Below are 14,590 nucleotides of genomic sequence, written 5' to 3' on the forward strand. Positions count from 1 at the left end.
GCGATCACATAACAGCGGAGCCGGTGCCCGACCGCGCTAACCTGCCCTCAATTCGTGAACGTTCCGCAAATTCGCCGACTATTGTTTGAACGGCCTGGCGATCTTGCCGCTCTCAGGGATGCTAGCGGCGGAACGGATAGGCGAGCTGGCCCGCGATCTCCTTCGGCATGGTCGCTTCGTCCTTACCGTAATCCTGCGGCAGCTTCCCCTCCGGCATCCGGAAGGTGCCGAACAGCACGTCCCAGATCGGGAACGTCCCAGCGAAATTGGTGTCGCCGCCATCCTCGAGCGGAGTGTGGTGCCAGCGGTGGAATACCGGCGTCGCCAGCACATATTTGAACGGCCCGAAGGTCCAGTTCAGGTTGGCGTGCACGAAGGCCGAATGGAAGGTCGTGAACGGGGAGACCCAGATCATGACGTTCGGGGAGATGCCGGCCATCAGCAGCACGACGTCGACGCCGATGGTGCCGAGCACGAGGTTGACCGGATGGAAGCGGGCCGCCGAAATCCAGCTGATCTCCTCGGAGGAGTGATGGATCGCGTGGTACTTCCAGAACCCGCCGCCATGAAACAGCCGGTGCAGCCAGTACAGCATGAAGTCCGACAGCACCAGGAACAGCACGGCCTGCACCCAGAGCGGCAATTGCGCCAGCGGGCCGTGGCCGTTGTCGTAAAAGGCGATGAGATCGTCGGCGTCGTGGATGTTGAAGAAGACGCTCGCCCCGACGATCAGGAGCCCGATCCGCATGGTGCGGGCAAATACGGGGACGAAAAACCAGTAGCAGATATCGGTGACGATCTCCCGCTTGCGCCACCACGGCAGACCGGGATTGCAGGCCCAGAAATGTTCGAGCACCGTGAAGACCAGCGCGAGCACGAAAGTGACGGGGACCACCTTCGCAATGGTTTCGCCGAGCATGAAGACGACTTGCATAGGCAGGCTCGACATCGTCGCCTCTCTTCCGAATTGCTGGACACTTCTACGCCTACTCCGCGAAATTTAAGGGAGGGTGAAGCCGGCGGCGCAGCTGCAGCGCATCCGGAACCAGGGCGATTTTCGACCAGTGCCTTAAGGTGAAATTCACTCTGGGCAAAAGCATCGCGCGGGGACCGGGTTTGCGCGATCGAATTAACTCTACCGAAAGAGCTCGGCTCTCATGGTCATCGCGTCAACGACAGCGCCGAACGAGGCGATCCAACCCCAGATGGAGTTTGTTCATGAAGAACTTGATTGCGCGTTTCGCCAAGGATGAATCCGGCGCCACCGCCATCGAATACGGCCTGATCGCCGCCGGCATCGCGCTGGCCATCATCACCGTCGTCAACAACCTCGGCAGCACGCTGAACACCAAGTTCGGCTCGATCAGCTCCTCGCTGAAGTAAGCGACCGACACACGACGGCAAAAGCCCCGGACCTCCGGGGCCTTTGTTTTTCTGAGTACGGCGAGTTCCAGTGGCGTTGCGAAAGTACAGAACCGATGCCGCGGTTGCGGCGAGCGAAGCGCAGGCGACAGCCACCGGCTCGCCAGCCTATTGGGTGTGTCTTGCACTGCTGCTGGCAACGATCGCACTCGCCACCCGCATCGCCAGCCTTTGGTGAGCGCGCCTTTGGCGGGCGACGCCCATCCAGGCCGCTGCCGCCGTTGTCGGTTTGTTTAGCACTGCCAGCTAACATCGCGCGACGCGAGATTCCGCGGCAAACCCAGGCCTCAAGACGCAGCCCATGATCCTCGACCTTGCGCGCCTCACGCTCTTCCCGGCCCTGATGGCATTCGCCGCGGCGAGCGATCTCTTCACGATGACGATCTCGAACCGCGTGTCGCTGGCGCTTGTCGCAGGCTTCTTCGTGCTCGCCCTCGCCGGTGGCATGGCACCTTACGAGATGCTGACACACGTCGGCGCCGGCGCGCTTCTGCTGGCCGTGGCCTTTACCTGCTTCGCGATGGGCTGGGTCGGCGGCGGCGACGCCAAGGTCGCAGCCTCCGTCGCGCTCTGGTTCGGTTTCACGCACCTGATGAACTTCCTGCTCTACGCCTCGCTGTTCGGCGGAGCGCTGACGCTGCTCCTGCTCCAGCTCCGGCAATGGCCGCTACCCTACGGCCTCGCGGGCCAGGCCTGGCTTGCACGACTGCACGCCAAGGAGAGCGGCATTCCCTACGGCATCGCGCTCGCGCTGAGCGCGCTGATGGTCTACCCGGAGACCGAATGGGTGAAGGCGATCGACCTCGCTCACCTCGCACTGCGCTGAACGCCCCGGCTAACCCGGCGTTAAGGCGATTTAGATACGCCTCATTAACCATGCTTTGACGAATAGCTGGTCAACTGCCGATTACGGCGGCGGCAGCGTCGCGGCGTCTTGTTGGAAAGTGAAGCGTATGAATAGGGCACGCATTGTCGTCCTGACGGTCGCCATCTGCGCCGGCGGTGCCGCCGCGTACCTGGCGAGCGGCTCGGACAATTCTGCGCCGCCTCCCGCGGCTCCGGTCGCGCAGCTTCCGACCGTCGACGTGCTGGTGGCCAAGAACGACATCGGCCTCGGCCAGACCGTCAAGCCCGAAGACGTGCAATGGCAGACCTGGCCGGCCGCGACCGCCAGCGCCACCTTCATCCGCCGCAACGAGCGTCCCGACGGCGCGACCCAGGTGACGGGCTCGATCGCTCGCGCCCCCTTCATCCAGGGTGAGCCAATCCGCGACCAGAAGCTGGTGAAGCCGGAGGGCTCCGGCTTCATGGCCGCGATCCTGCCCACTGGCATGCGCGCGATCTCGACCGAGATCTCGCCCGAGACTGGCGCTGGAGGCTTCATCCTGCCCAACGATCGCGTCGACGTGCTCCTGACCCGTCGCCTCAAGAACCCGGATCAGAGCAGCGGCGCTCCCGATCTCATCACCTCCGAGATCATCCTGGCCAACATCCGCGTACTGGCGATCGACCAGGCGCCGAAGGAGAAGGACGGCCAGAACGCGGTGGTCGGCAAGACCGTCACCCTCGAGCTCAATCCCGCACAGACGGCGACGCTGTCCGCCGCCCGCCAGAGCGGCACGCTGTCGCTGGCGCTGCGCAGCATCGTCGACGTCAAGATGAGCGAGATCACGCTCGATGATTCCGCGCAGAAGCGCGATGGCGTTTCGATCATTCGCTATGGCGTCCCGACCGCGACGGCAAAGGTACGATGAGGGCAGTCGATATGAAATGCAGGGCAGATTTGGCGACGATGCGAACCTCCATGGTCCGCGCCCTGTCGTTTTCGGCCTCTCTCGCGCTGGCGCTCAACCCGGTGCTGACCCCCGCGGTCGCCGCCGACTACCGCCCCGTGGCGCCGGCGGCCGCCGACGGCCAGATGAACGCGCGCTTCCTTTCGCTCGGCGTCGGCAAGTCCATCGTGATCGACCTGCCGCGCGACATCAAGGACGTGCTTGTCGCCGACCCCAAGATCGCCAACGCGGTGGTGCGCTCGGCGCAGCGCGCCTACATCATCGGTGCCTCGGTCGGCCAGACCAACATCGTGTTCTTCGATTCCGCCGGCCAGCAGATCGCGGCCTACGACATCGCGGTCAAGCGCGACCTCAACGGCGTGCGCGCCGCGTTGAAGCAGGTGCTGCCCAATTCCGACATCCAGGTCGACGGGCTCGGCGACGGTGTCGTGCTGACCGGCACCGTGGCGAGTCCGATGGAGGCGCAGCAGGCCAACGAACTCGCCGCGCGCCTCGCCGGCGGCGCCGACAAGGTGGTGAACTCGATCGTGGTTCGCGGCCGCGACCAGGTCATGCTGAAGGTGACGGTGGCCGAGGTCCAGCGCAGCATCGTCAAGCAGCTCGGCATCGACCTGTCCGCGAACCTGAACTATGGCACCGCGGTGGTGAACTTCACCAACTCGAACCCGTTCACGGCCCTGGGCCGCAATCTCGTGGACGGCAACAATCTGACAACGAAGTTCGGCACGTCGGTGCAGGCCACCCTGCGCGCGATGGAGACCGCGGGCGTGATCCGGACGCTGGCGGAGCCGAACCTGACCGCGATCTCCGGCGAATCGGCGACCTTCATCGCCGGCGGCGAATTCCCGGTGCCGGCAGGCTATGCGTGCGATCCCACGACGCATGTCTGTACCACCCAGATCAGCTTCAAGAAGTTTGGCATCTCGCTCAACTTCACCCCCGTCGTTCTGACCGAGGGCAAGATCAGCCTGCGCGTGATGACCGAGGTCTCGGAGCTTTCGAACGAAAATTCGATCACGCTGTCACAGGCGGTGACGTCGACGTCGGTGAACTCGCTGACCGTACCCTCGATCCGGACCCNCCCGCCGCGCCGAGACCTCGCTGGAAATTCCCTCCGGCGGCGCCATGGCGATGGCCGGCCTGATCCAGCAGCAGACCAAGCAGGCGGTCAGCGGACTGCCGGGCCTGATGCAGCTTCCGCTCCTCGGCACGCTGTTCCGCAGCCGCGACTTCGTCAACAACGCGACCGAGCTGGTCGTGATCGTGACGCCTTATGTCGTTCGCGCAACGTCGCCGAAGGACCTGTCACGGCCGGATGACGGCTTCGCCGCGCCCGCGGATCCGCAGGCCGAGCTGATCGGCAACATCAACCGCATCTATGGCGTGCCTGGCCGGACCGAACCGGCCCGTAACTACCGTGGCACCTACGGCTTCATCACCGACTGAGGCGGAACGGGGACTTCGAGATGATCACAAGACCACCCCAGCTTCGCAAACGCGCCATCGGCTTCGGTGGCGCGCTCGTCGGTATCGCGCTTGCGCTCGGCGGCTGCCAGCACGACGAAATAAGGACTGCCTCCATTCCCGACGACTACAAGCAGCGTCATCCGATCGCGATCGAGGAACAGAACCGCTCGATCGTCGTCTTCGTGGGCCATGCCCGCGGCGGGTTGACTGCCGCTCAGCGCGCCGACGTGATGGGCCTGGCGTCGACCTGGCTGCACGAGGGCACCGGGGCCATCCACATCGACGTGCCGTCGGGCACGCCGAATGCGCGCCCGGCAGCGGAGTCGATGCGTGAGATCCAGGCGATGCTGGCGGCTGCGGGCGTTCCCCCGCTCGGCATCATCACCCGGCCCTACCAGCCGGAAGACAAGCGCTTCCTGCCGCCGATCCGGCTGACCTATTCCAGGATCGCCGCGATCGCGGGCCCCTGCGGCCTGTGGCCGGAGGACATCGGCCCCTCGATGAAGAACAAGAGCTGGTTCGAGAACAAGGACTATTACAATTACGGCTGCGCCTATCAGCGCAACATGGCCGCCATGGTCGACAATCCGGCGGACCTCGAACAGCCGCGTTCCGAGACGCCGTCCTACACGACGCGGCGCACCGCCGTGTTCGAGAAATATCGCAAGGGGACCCCGACCGCGGTTATCTATCCTGAGGCCGAAAAGGCCAAACTCAGCGACACCGGCAAATGATCAGCTACGCTCGCCAGTCCCAAGAAGAGCAGCCGGAAGCATCGCTCCCGCCCGTCGAGGAGCATATTGCGCCGGCGCCCCGCGTTTCGGTCCAGGCTTTCTGCGAGACTGTGGAGACCGCTGCCGCGGTGCAGTCGGCCGGCGAGGACCGCCGCCTCGGCAAGGCTCACCTCAAGATCCAGATGGGCGGCATGGCGGCCGCGATCGAAGCCTACCGCTCGGCCCCCACGCCGAACGTGATCGTGCTCGAGAGCGACGGCCGCAATGACCTGCTGGGCGGGCTCGACCAGCTCGCCACCGTCTGCGACGCCGGCACCCGCGTGGTTGTGATCGGCCGCATCAACGACGTCACGCTCTATCGCGAGCTCGTGCGTCGCGGTGTCAGCGACTACGTGCTCGCGCCGGTGGGCCCCATCGACGTCGTGCGCTCGATCTGCAATCTGTTCTCCGCACCGGAAGCCAAGGCGGTCGGCCGCATCATTGCGGTGGTCGGCGCCAAGGGCGGCGTCGGCGCGTCCACCATCTCCCACAACGTCGCCTGGGCGATCGCGCGCGATCTCGCGATGGACGCGGTGGTCGCCGATCTCGATCTCGCCTTCGGCACCGCCGGGCTCGACTACAATCAGGACCCGCCGCAGGGCATTGCCGACGCAGTGTTCTCGCCCGATCGCGTCGACACCGCCTTCATCGACCGCCTGCTATCGAAATGTACCGACCATCTCAGCCTGCTGGCGGCGCCCGCCACGCTCGACCGGGTCTATGATTTCGGCACTGACGCCTTCGATGCCGTGTTCGACACGCTGCGCGCCACCATGCCGTGCATCGTGCTCGACGTCCCGCATCAATGGTCGGGCTGGACCAAACGCGCCCTGATCGGCGCGGACGACATCCTGATCGTGGCGGCGCCGGACCTTGCCAATCTGCGCAACACCAAGAACCTGTTCGATCTGTTGAAGGCCTCGCGCCCGAACGACCGGCCGCCGCTCTACTGCCTGAACCAGGTCGGCATCCCCAAGCGGCCCGAAATCGCTGCGACCGAGTTCGCCAAGGCGATCGAAAGCCAGCCGGTCGTCTCGATCCCGTTCGAGCCGCAGATCTTCGGCTCGGCAGCCAACAACGGGCAGATGATTGCGGAGATCTCCGCCAACCACAAATCGATCGAGATGTTCCTCCAGATCGCCCAGCGCCTGACCGGCCGCAGCGAGACGAAGAAACAAAAGTCGTCCTTGCTTTCACCCCTGATTGAGAAGTTGCGGGGAAAATAAGCCGCCGCATGGAGTCGTTAAGTGTTCGGTAAGCGTAGCGGAACAGACACCGACCTTCGGGCCCCCAAGCCCGGCGCCGTGTCGCCAGAGCCTGCCCCGGCTCCGGCGCCGACGGTGTCGCGCGCGCCGCCCCCGCCGGCCGTCGCTTCGCCGCCGCTCGCTCCGATGAAAGCCCCGCCGCCGCCCCCCATGGAGAGCCGGCGCTCGGATAATTATTACGAGGTCAAGGCGACCATCTTCGGCGCGCTGATCGAGGCGATCGACCTCGCCCAGCTCGCCAAGCTCGATTCGGAATCGGCCCGCGAGGAAATCCGCGACATCGTCAACGAGATCATCGCGATCAAGAACATCGTGATGTCGATCGCCGAGCAGGAGGAGCTGCTCGACGACATCTGCAACGACGTGCTCGGCTACGGTCCGCTGGAGCCGCTGCTGTCGCGCGACGACATCGCGGACATCATGGTCAACGGCGCCAACACCGTCTACATCGAGGTCGCCGGCAAGATCCAGCGCACCGGTATCCGCTTCCGGGACAACCAGCAGCTCCTCAACATCTGCCAGCGCATCGTCAGCCAGGTCGGCCGGCGTGTCGATGAATCCTCGCCGATCTGCGACGCACGTCTCGCCGACGGCTCCCGCGTCAATGCCATCGTGCCGCCGCTGTCGATCGACGGCCCGGCGCTCACCATCCGCAAATTCAAGAAGGACAAGCTGACGCTGGATCAGCTCGTCAAGTTCGGCGCGATCTCGCCGGAGGGCGCCGAGATCCTCCAGATCATCGGCCGCGTCCGCTGCAACGTGCTGATCTCCGGCGGCACCGGTTCGGGCAAGACCACGCTGCTCAACTGCCTCACCAACTACATTGAGCACGACGAGCGAGTCATCACCTGCGAGGACGCCGCCGAGCTCCAGCTCCAGCAGCCCCATGTGGTGCGGCTCGAGACGCGCCCGCCCAACATCGAGGGCGAGGGCCAGGTCACCATGCGCGAGCTGGTGCGCAACTGCCTGCGTATGCGTCCTGAACGGATCATCGTCGGCGAAGTCCGCGGACCCGAGGCGTTCGACCTGCTGCAGGCCATGAACACCGGCCACGACGGCTCGATGGGAACGCTGCACGCCAACAATCCGCGGGAGGCGCTCTCACGCTGCGAATCCATGATCACGATGGGCGGCTTTTCCCTTCCATCGCGAACTATCCGCGAGATGATCTGCGCCTCAATCGACGTCATCGTCCAGGCGGCACGCCTGCGCGACGGCTCGCGCCGCATCACCCACATCACCGAGGTGATGGGCATGGAAGGCGACACCATCATCACCCAGGACATCTTCGTCTACGATCTGATCGGCGAGGACGCCAACGGCAAGATCATCGGCCGGCACCGCTCGACCGGCATCGGCCGTCCGAAATTCTGGGAACGCGCCCGTTATTACGGCGACGAAAAGCGCCTTGCCGCCGCGCTGGACGCTGCGGAAGTGGCGCCGACGCAATGAGCGGGTCAGCGACGCCATGAACATGCAGATCCTCGCCCTCGCCTTCCTCGCCACCGCCGCCGTCGGCGGCATCGCCTGGGTCTTCCTCTATCCGTTGCTGTCAGGCGAACGGAAGGCGGAAAACCGCCGCGCCTCGATCGCGCGCGCCGATGCGCCCGCGACCAAGCAGACCGAGAAGAGCCAGCGAACGCGCCGCGAGCAGGTCGAGAGCTCGCTGAAGGATCTCGAGGCTCGGCGTCAGCTGGAGAAGAGCGTTCCGCTCAGCATCCGCCTGTCGCAGGCGGGGCTGGACTGGACACCGCAGAAATTCTGGATCGTGTCCGCCGTCGTGGCGGGCGCGCTGTTCGCGGCCGCCATGTTCGCCGGCGGCGGCCTGCTCGGCGCCAGCGGCCTTGCCTTTGCCGGCGGCTTCGGCCTGCCGCGCTGGGCGCTCGGCTTCCTGAAGAAGCGCCGCGAAGACAAGTTCCTGAAGGCGCTGCCCGATGCGGTCGACGTGATCGTCCGCGGCATCAAGGCGGGCCTGCCACTGTTCGAATCGATCAAGGTCGTCGCCGCCGATTCGCCCGAGCCGCTGCGCAGCGAATTCCTGGCGATCATCGAGACGCAGGCGATCGGCATGCCGCTCGGCGAAGCCTGCTCGCGCCTCTACGACCGCATGCCGCTGCCGGAAGCCAATTTCTTCGGGATCGTCATCTCGATCCAGCAGAAGTCGGGCGGCAATCTGTCCGAAGCGCTCGGCAACCTCTCCAAGGTGCTGCGTGACCGCAAGAAGATGAAGGAAAAGATCCAGGCAATGTCGATGGAAGCCAAGGCCTCGGCCGGCATCATCGGCTCGCTGCCGCCGATCGTGATGTTCCTCGTTTATCTCACGACGCCGCACTACATCTCGCTGCTGTGGACCCATCCTACCGGCCAGCTCATGCTGGTCGGCTGCGTCATCTGGATGTCGATCGGCATCATGGTGATGAAGAAGATGATCAATTTCGATTTCTGACGGTGGCGTATGGTCGAATTTCTCGTTTCGAAACTGCATGACGTCCGGTTCATGACCATGCTGCTGGCGGCCATCGCCGCCAGCGCCACCGTCTATACGCTGGTGATGCCGCTGTTCGCCGGCGAAGGCCTCTCCAAGCGCATGAAAGCGGTGGCCAGCGAACGCGAACGTATCCGGCAGCGCGAGCGCGACCGCCTCAACAAGAACGAGAAGGTCTCGCTGCGCCAGACGCCGAAGCAGATTGTCTCCAAGGTCGTCGAGGACTTCAATCTCACCAAATGGCTCGCGCAGGAAGCCGCCCGCGACAAGCTCGTCATGGCCGGCTACCGCGGGCAGGCGCCCTACATCACCTTCCTGTTCGCGCGCATGGTCGCTCCGATCGTGCTGTTCATGGGCGCGCTGCTGTACGTGTTCCTGATCGCGCACATGGACAAGCCGCTGCCGGTCAAGATCGGTATCTGCATCGGCGCCGCCTATGCCGGCCTCCAGGCGCCGATGCTGTTCCTCAAGAACGCGATCTCCAAGCGGCAGCTCTCGATCAGGCGCGCCTTTCCCGATGCGCTCGACCTGCTGCTGATCTGCATCGAATCCGGCATGTCGGTCGAACTGGCATTTCGCAAGGTTGCCACCGAGATCGTGGGCCAGTCGATCGCGCTGTCGGAGGAGTTCACGCTGACCACCGCCGAGCTGTCCTATTTGCAGGACCGCAAGGTGGCCTACGAGAACCTGGCACGGCGCACCGGGCTCGAGGGCGTCAAATCGGTGTGTCTCGCGCTCCAGCAGGCGGAACGTTACGGCACTCCGCTCGGCCACTCCCTGCGCGTCATGGCGCAGGAGAACCGCGACATGCGCATGAACGAGGCGGAGAAGAAAGCCGCCGCGCTGCCGCCGAAGCTGACGGTGCCGATGATCCTGTTCTTCCTGCCGGTGCTGTTCGTCGTCATTCTCGGGCCGACCGGCATCAAGATCTCCGAGCTGCAGTAACGCAAAAGGCGGACCGCGCGCGGTCCGCATCAGTGAGGTCAGGACGAGGCGATCGGGGACGGATCAGTCCGGCTGGCTGAGCGAGGCGACCGGCGTCCGCTTCGGCGCACCTCGCGGGCCCTCGCTGCGGCTCAGCATGTCCTTGAGATAGGCGACATTGGCCGCGGCCTGGTCCGGCGGCAGATCCGCCTTCACGATGGTCTCGGCCTCGGCGAAGCGGCCCTGGAGACCGACGACCAGGCCGAGATTCTGCCGCACCCGGCTGCTCGCGCGCGGCGATGCGTAGGCCTGCCGCAGCGTCTCCTCGGCCTTGGGCAGGTCCCTGGACAGCATGTAGGACAGGCCGAGATTGGAGAGCACGCCGGGATCGCCCGGTGCGATCTTCAGCGCGCTCGCGTAATAGGAGCGCGCCTCCTCGTGACGGCCCATCTGATCGAGCGCCGTGCCCTGCACCGAGAGCAGGCGCCAGTCCGGGTTGTCTGGCGAATGCGCCTTCGACAGTACGTCGAAGGCCTGCTGGAAATTGCCGTTGTCGGCGAGCGCGCGGCCGTACTGGGCGAGCAGCGCCTTGTTGCCGGGATTGGCGATGGTCGCCTGCTCGAGCACGGCGGCGGCCTGGGCGCGCTGGCCGTTGGCGCGCAGGGCCTGGCCATAGCCGAGCGCGGCCTCGGCATCCTTGGGATTGGCGCGGTAGCGCTCGCCATACACTTCGACGGCGCGGGCGGGATCGCCGGGCGCAGCCTCCGCACGCGAGCCGGTCGAGCCGACCGAGCCGGTGACTTCGGAGAGCTTTGACATTGCCGTGCAGCCGCCGAGGCTGATCGCCACCATCGCGACGAGCGAGGCCGACGCGAGAAGCCGGGCAGGACTGAACCGTTGACGCATGACGCCTTGACTCTCGGACAGAAGGATCGAGCCGAACGCGCCAGCAATAGACTGTTAACCCTAATGCTCGGTTAACGCCGGGGGACGCTCACCGCGGCATCCGCCTTCGATCCGACCGGTCAATATTCGATGGCAAGCCGCTTGCGGATTTCGTCGATGCGCCGGTCGAGTGCATCGAAACGGGCGTGGACGGAGCGGTCGTGAAGATAGAAGACGTAGCCGCCGGCAAGAAACGCGAAGATCCAGTGATGATGCTCGACGTAACCAAAAATCGCCTCGACGGCCTGGCCGATGAATGTGACCACGCTCCACACAAACTCCATTGCGCTCCCTCCCGGCAGGCTGTCCCGTCCGGCCGCCGGCGATCTGTGTCCACCTGGCGGCCGCTGCCGGAACCTAGCATGGCCCACTTGCTGCGAGTAGCCGCTCACTGAGCCCGCCGCAAAGCCGATTGCGGCCACGGCAAAACTCTGCGAAGTCTCCTGCAGTTCGCACGACCCGACGATCCGGACCCGCCAATGCCCTCTGTCTTCGAGACGTCCTCGACCGCCATCCCGATCACCTTCGTCACCAAGTCGAGCTGGGATCGGGTCGCCGAGGCGCTACCACCGGCGCAACGCCAGTTCGCGGCCGCCAGCGCCTATGCCGCCAAGCCGGGCGGCTATCTGGCGCTGCCCGCGCCCGACGGCGCCATCGCGCAGGTGCTGTTCGGCCTCGAGGACGAAGGGGCACGATCGCGCGACCTGTTCCGGCCGGGCGCCCTGCCCGGCCTGCTGCCGCCGGGGACTTACCGCTTCGCCAACGCACCGCACGATGCACGGCTCGCCGCACTCGCCTTCGCGCTCGGCACCTACCGCTTCGCCCGCTACCGCAAGGCGGACCGGCCCGAGGTCCGCCTGGTGCCGCCCGACGGCGTCGATGCCGCCGAGATCGATCGCATCGCAGACGCCGCGATGCTGGCGCGCGACCTCATCAACACGCCGTCCAACGACATGGGCCCGGAGCAGCTCGCCGCGGCCGCGCAGACGCTCGCCGCGGAGTTCGGCGCGAGCTTTGCCTGCACCATCGGCGAGGAGCTGGAAACGCACTTCCCGCTGATCCATGCCGTCGGCATGGCATCGAGCCGCGCACCGCGGCTGATCGATATCGGCTGGGGCGATCCTGCTCATCCCAAGGTGACGCTGGTCGGCAAGGGGGTCTGTTTCGACACCGGCGGACTCGACCTGAAGCCGTCGAGCGGCATGCTGATCATGAAGAAGGATATGGGCGGCGCCGCCAACGTGCTGGCGCTCGCGCGCATGGTGATGGACGCCAAGCTGAAAGTGCGGCTGCGCGTGCTGATCCCGGCCGTGGAGAATGCGGTCGCCGGCAACGCCTTCCGCCCGCTCGACATCTTTACCTCGCGCAAGGGCATCACGGTTGAGATCGGCAACACGGATGCGGAAGGCCGCCTCGTTCTCGCCGATGCACTGGCGTTGGCGGACGAGGAGAAGCCCGACCTGCTGATCGACCTGGGCACGCTGACCGGTGCGGCGCGCGTTGCGCTGGGGCCCGATTTACCGCCCTTTTACACCAATGATGAGACCCTGGCCGCGGACGTCGCGCGCTGCGCGGTGAAGGAGAACGATCCGTTGTGGCGCATGCCGCTATGGCCGCCTTACGATGCGTGGCTGGATTCTAAGACCGCCACCATCACCAACGCGCCGTCAGGCGGTTTTGCCGGCTCGATTACCTGCGCGCTGTTCTTGCAACGCTTCGTCGAGCAGGCCGGAAGCTGGCTCCATGTCGACATCTACGGCTGGACGCCGTCGGCCAAGCCGGCGCGGCCCGAGGGCGGCGAATGCCAGGCCGCACGTGCCATCTACCAGGTGCTGAGCGAGCGCTATGCATGATCCGGGTTACGATCCGCGGCTGACACCGGCGCGGGGCGACCTCGCCGCCAAATATCTTCAAGGCAAGGTGCAGGCGCAGCGCTTCGTCGAGGGTGAAGAGTTCGAGGTGGTCGAGCCGATAGCGCCCGTGCGCGAGCAGCCGTCCTCAGGCGCGACGCTGATGACGGAGGCGCTGCGCGGCGAGCGCGTCACGGTCTACGATCACAACGGCGAGGGCTGGGCCTGGGGACAGCTTGACCGTGACGGCTATGTCGGTTGGCTTCCCGACGCAGCGCTGGCAAAGCCGTCGTTCAGTCCGACGCACAAGGTCGTCGCGCTGAGGACGCTTATCTTTCCCGGGCCGTCGATCAAGCTGCCGCCGGCAGACACGCTGGTGATGGGTACATTGGTCGCCATCGCGCGCGAGGATGGGAACTTTGCCGTAACACGCGGCGGACAGTTTTTGCCCAAGACGCATCTCGGATCACTCGACCATCGCGAGCCGGATTTCGTCGCGGTCGCCGAACGCTTCGTCGGCACACCTTATCTCTGGGGCGGCAAGAGCAGCCTCGGCATCGATTGCTCGGGTCTCGTGCAAGTGTCGCTGACGGCCGCTGGCATCGGCTGCCCGCGCGACAGCGACATGCAATTGGCGGGGCTGGGCCGCGCCCTGGAGTCGCACGAACGGAACAGCTTGCTGCGCGGCGATCTGATCTTCTGGAAGGGTCATGTCGCGATCATTCGCGACGGCGACACCATGGTTCACGCCAATGCGCATCACATGGCAACCGTGATCGAGCTGATCGAGCCGGCGATCGCGCGGATCAAGGCGGCCGGCAGCGAGGTCGTTGCGATCAAACGGCTGTAGGGTGTCTGCCGCAACTTGCCGCGTCCGCCGACTGCGACTCTCCAGCGCAGACAGAACCGGAAGTCGCGAACGTTCCCCAACAAGCTCTCAGGGAACACGCAGCATCGTTCGGGCAAACCGTCGCTCGAAGGGCAATCCGCCATCGGCTGACAGCACTTCGCGGCGCAGCTACGGAACAACGTTACAACTGAGGGATTTGCGGAACGAAACGCGTCGCCGATCTTTCTCTGGCATTAGGAGGTCCCATGAGTTCTCAAGCCAGAGAAGGCGCGTGTGCATTCGCTTGGCGGAACTATTTGCTGCTTCACAGCGGCATCAGCGAGAATGACGACAGGCGTTCCGCCCTCTACCGCTACATCGCCAATCTTCGCGATATCGGCGAAGATGATTTCGATCTCTTGCAAATAGCCGCAGTCGCTTACTTGAAAAAATTGGATGAACTGCATGACGACCAATGTGCGCGACTGGCGGCAGACCAAGTCTTGGCCGAGCGTTTAGAAGCGCGCATTCACAACCGGAGAGGTGACTTTAGGCCGTAACACCCAGAGCGAAGGAGCGAACAGGATGGCAGACAAGACCGCTTCCGCAAACGATCTCGCGCGCGATCCACAACGGCGCATCGCCGCGGCGACAGCAATCGGCATGAATGCCTTGAAGCCGATCATCCACCTTCAGGCCTCAATGCTGAGGATGTGGGCCGATAATATCGAGAAGTTCGCGGGCAATTACGAAAAGAAGCTGGAAGAAACGGCGACGACGGCCGAGGAACGAGACAAGGAACGCGCCGCGTAGATCAGCTCGACGGGCCAAGCCCGC

General features: G+C 65.0%; 17 protein-coding genes and 1 pseudogene. 15 read left to right on the forward strand and 3 right to left on the reverse strand.

Translation table 11 applies throughout. The annotated features are described in order from the left end of the window. Nucleotides 1-121: 121 nt before the first annotated feature. Entirely contained in the window at nt 122-949 is an 828-nt protein-coding gene (locus A5906_RS09930) for a sterol desaturase family protein (RefSeq protein WP_080135006.1), read from the reverse strand. 269 nt (nt 950-1,218) lie between these two features. Here A5906_RS09930 and A5906_RS09935 point away from each other — a divergent pair, with 269 nt between their 5' ends. The 11 genes and pseudogenes from A5906_RS09935 (at nt 1,219) to A5906_RS09975 (ending at nt 10,150) form a co-directional block, all read left to right on the forward strand. After that, entirely contained in the window at nt 1,219-1,383 is a 165-nt protein-coding gene (locus A5906_RS09935; RefSeq protein WP_018646598.1) for a Flp family type IVb pilin, read from the forward strand. 70 nt (nt 1,384-1,453) lie between these two features. After that, on the forward strand, nt 1,454-1,600 hold the full coding sequence (locus A5906_RS42950) for a hypothetical protein (RefSeq protein ID WP_186465151.1): 147 nt from the start codon (nt 1,454-1,456) through the stop codon (nt 1,598-1,600). 123 nt (nt 1,601-1,723) lie between these two features. Beyond that, nucleotides 1,724-2,248 carry an A24 family peptidase gene (locus A5906_RS09940; RefSeq protein ID WP_080135007.1) on the forward strand — a complete coding sequence of 175 codons (525 nt, stop codon included), beginning with the start codon at nt 1,724-1,726 and terminating at the stop codon, nt 2,246-2,248. A 127-nt stretch (nt 2,249-2,375) separates the two neighbouring features. Next, nucleotides 2,376-3,176: a Flp pilus assembly protein CpaB gene (gene cpaB / locus A5906_RS09945; RefSeq protein WP_080135251.1), complete on the forward strand. Its 801-nt coding sequence runs from the start codon at nt 2,376-2,378 to the stop codon at nt 3,174-3,176. 11 nt (nt 3,177-3,187) lie between these two features. Then, a partial coding sequence (locus A5906_RS09950) for a type II and III secretion system protein family protein (protein WP_245326674.1) occupies nt 3,188-4,295 on the forward strand: 1,108 nt, incomplete at its 3' end. A 1-nt stretch (nt 4,296) separates the two neighbouring features. Next, nucleotides 4,297-4,661: pseudogene (locus A5906_RS44175) on the forward strand (secretin); the annotation flags it as partial. Between the two features lie 20 nt (nt 4,662-4,681). Next, entirely contained in the window at nt 4,682-5,416 is a 735-nt protein-coding gene (locus A5906_RS09955; protein WP_080135008.1) for a CpaD family pilus assembly protein, read from the forward strand. Further along, complete coding sequence (locus A5906_RS09960) at nt 5,413-6,681, forward strand: CpaE/TadZ family protein (RefSeq protein ID WP_080135009.1); 1,269 nt, start codon at nt 5,413-5,415, stop codon at nt 6,679-6,681. Before A5906_RS09955 ends, A5906_RS09960 begins: the two co-directional genes overlap by 4 nt. Before the next feature lie 21 nt (nt 6,682-6,702). Beyond that, nucleotides 6,703-8,172, forward strand: a complete 1,470-nt coding sequence (locus tag A5906_RS09965; RefSeq protein ID WP_080135010.1) for a TadA family conjugal transfer-associated ATPase — start codon at nt 6,703-6,705, stop codon at nt 8,170-8,172. 16 nt (nt 8,173-8,188) lie between these two features. Continuing rightward, entirely contained in the window at nt 8,189-9,166 is a 978-nt protein-coding gene (locus tag A5906_RS09970; RefSeq protein WP_080135252.1) for a type II secretion system F family protein, read from the forward strand. Between the two features lie 9 nt (nt 9,167-9,175). Next, complete coding sequence (locus tag A5906_RS09975) at nt 9,176-10,150, forward strand: type II secretion system F family protein (protein ID WP_080135011.1); 975 nt, start codon at nt 9,176-9,178, stop codon at nt 10,148-10,150. 63 nt (nt 10,151-10,213) lie between these two features. Here A5906_RS09975 and A5906_RS09980 read toward each other — a convergent pair whose 3' ends face one another. Further along, on the reverse strand, nt 10,214-11,035 hold the full coding sequence (locus tag A5906_RS09980; protein ID WP_080135012.1) for a tetratricopeptide repeat protein: 822 nt from the start codon (nt 11,033-11,035) through the stop codon (nt 10,214-10,216). A gap of 119 nt (nt 11,036-11,154) precedes the next feature. Continuing rightward, the gene (locus tag A5906_RS09985) at nt 11,155-11,358 is read right to left on the reverse strand and encodes a hypothetical protein (protein WP_008132239.1); all 204 of its coding nucleotides are present in this window, start codon (nt 11,356-11,358) and stop codon (nt 11,155-11,157) included. Between the two features lie 195 nt (nt 11,359-11,553). Here A5906_RS09985 and A5906_RS09990 point away from each other — a divergent pair, with 195 nt between their 5' ends. The 4 genes from A5906_RS09990 (at nt 11,554) to A5906_RS10005 (ending at nt 14,566) form a co-directional block, all read left to right on the forward strand. Then, nucleotides 11,554-12,927, forward strand: coding sequence for a leucyl aminopeptidase family protein (locus A5906_RS09990; RefSeq protein ID WP_080135013.1), 1,374 nt, complete (start codon nt 11,554-11,556; stop codon nt 12,925-12,927). Then, nucleotides 12,920-13,774 (forward strand): C40 family peptidase, encoded by an 855-nt coding sequence (locus A5906_RS09995; protein ID WP_080135014.1) that lies wholly within the window; start codon nt 12,920-12,922, stop codon nt 13,772-13,774. The genes A5906_RS09990 and A5906_RS09995 overlap by 8 nt, the downstream gene beginning before the upstream one ends. A 245-nt stretch (nt 13,775-14,019) precedes the next feature. Next, complete coding sequence (locus A5906_RS10000) at nt 14,020-14,313, forward strand: hypothetical protein (protein ID WP_080135015.1); 294 nt, start codon at nt 14,020-14,022, stop codon at nt 14,311-14,313. Nucleotides 14,314-14,338: 25 nt separating this feature from the next. Beyond that, nucleotides 14,339-14,566 carry a hypothetical protein gene (locus A5906_RS10005; protein WP_080135016.1) on the forward strand — a complete coding sequence of 76 codons (228 nt, stop codon included), beginning with the start codon at nt 14,339-14,341 and terminating at the stop codon, nt 14,564-14,566. The last annotated feature ends 24 nt before the right edge of the window (nt 14,567-14,590 follow it).

Source organism: Bradyrhizobium sacchari (genome assembly GCF_002068095.1).
Taxonomy (GTDB): Bacteria; Pseudomonadota; Alphaproteobacteria; order Rhizobiales; family Xanthobacteraceae; genus Bradyrhizobium; species Bradyrhizobium sacchari.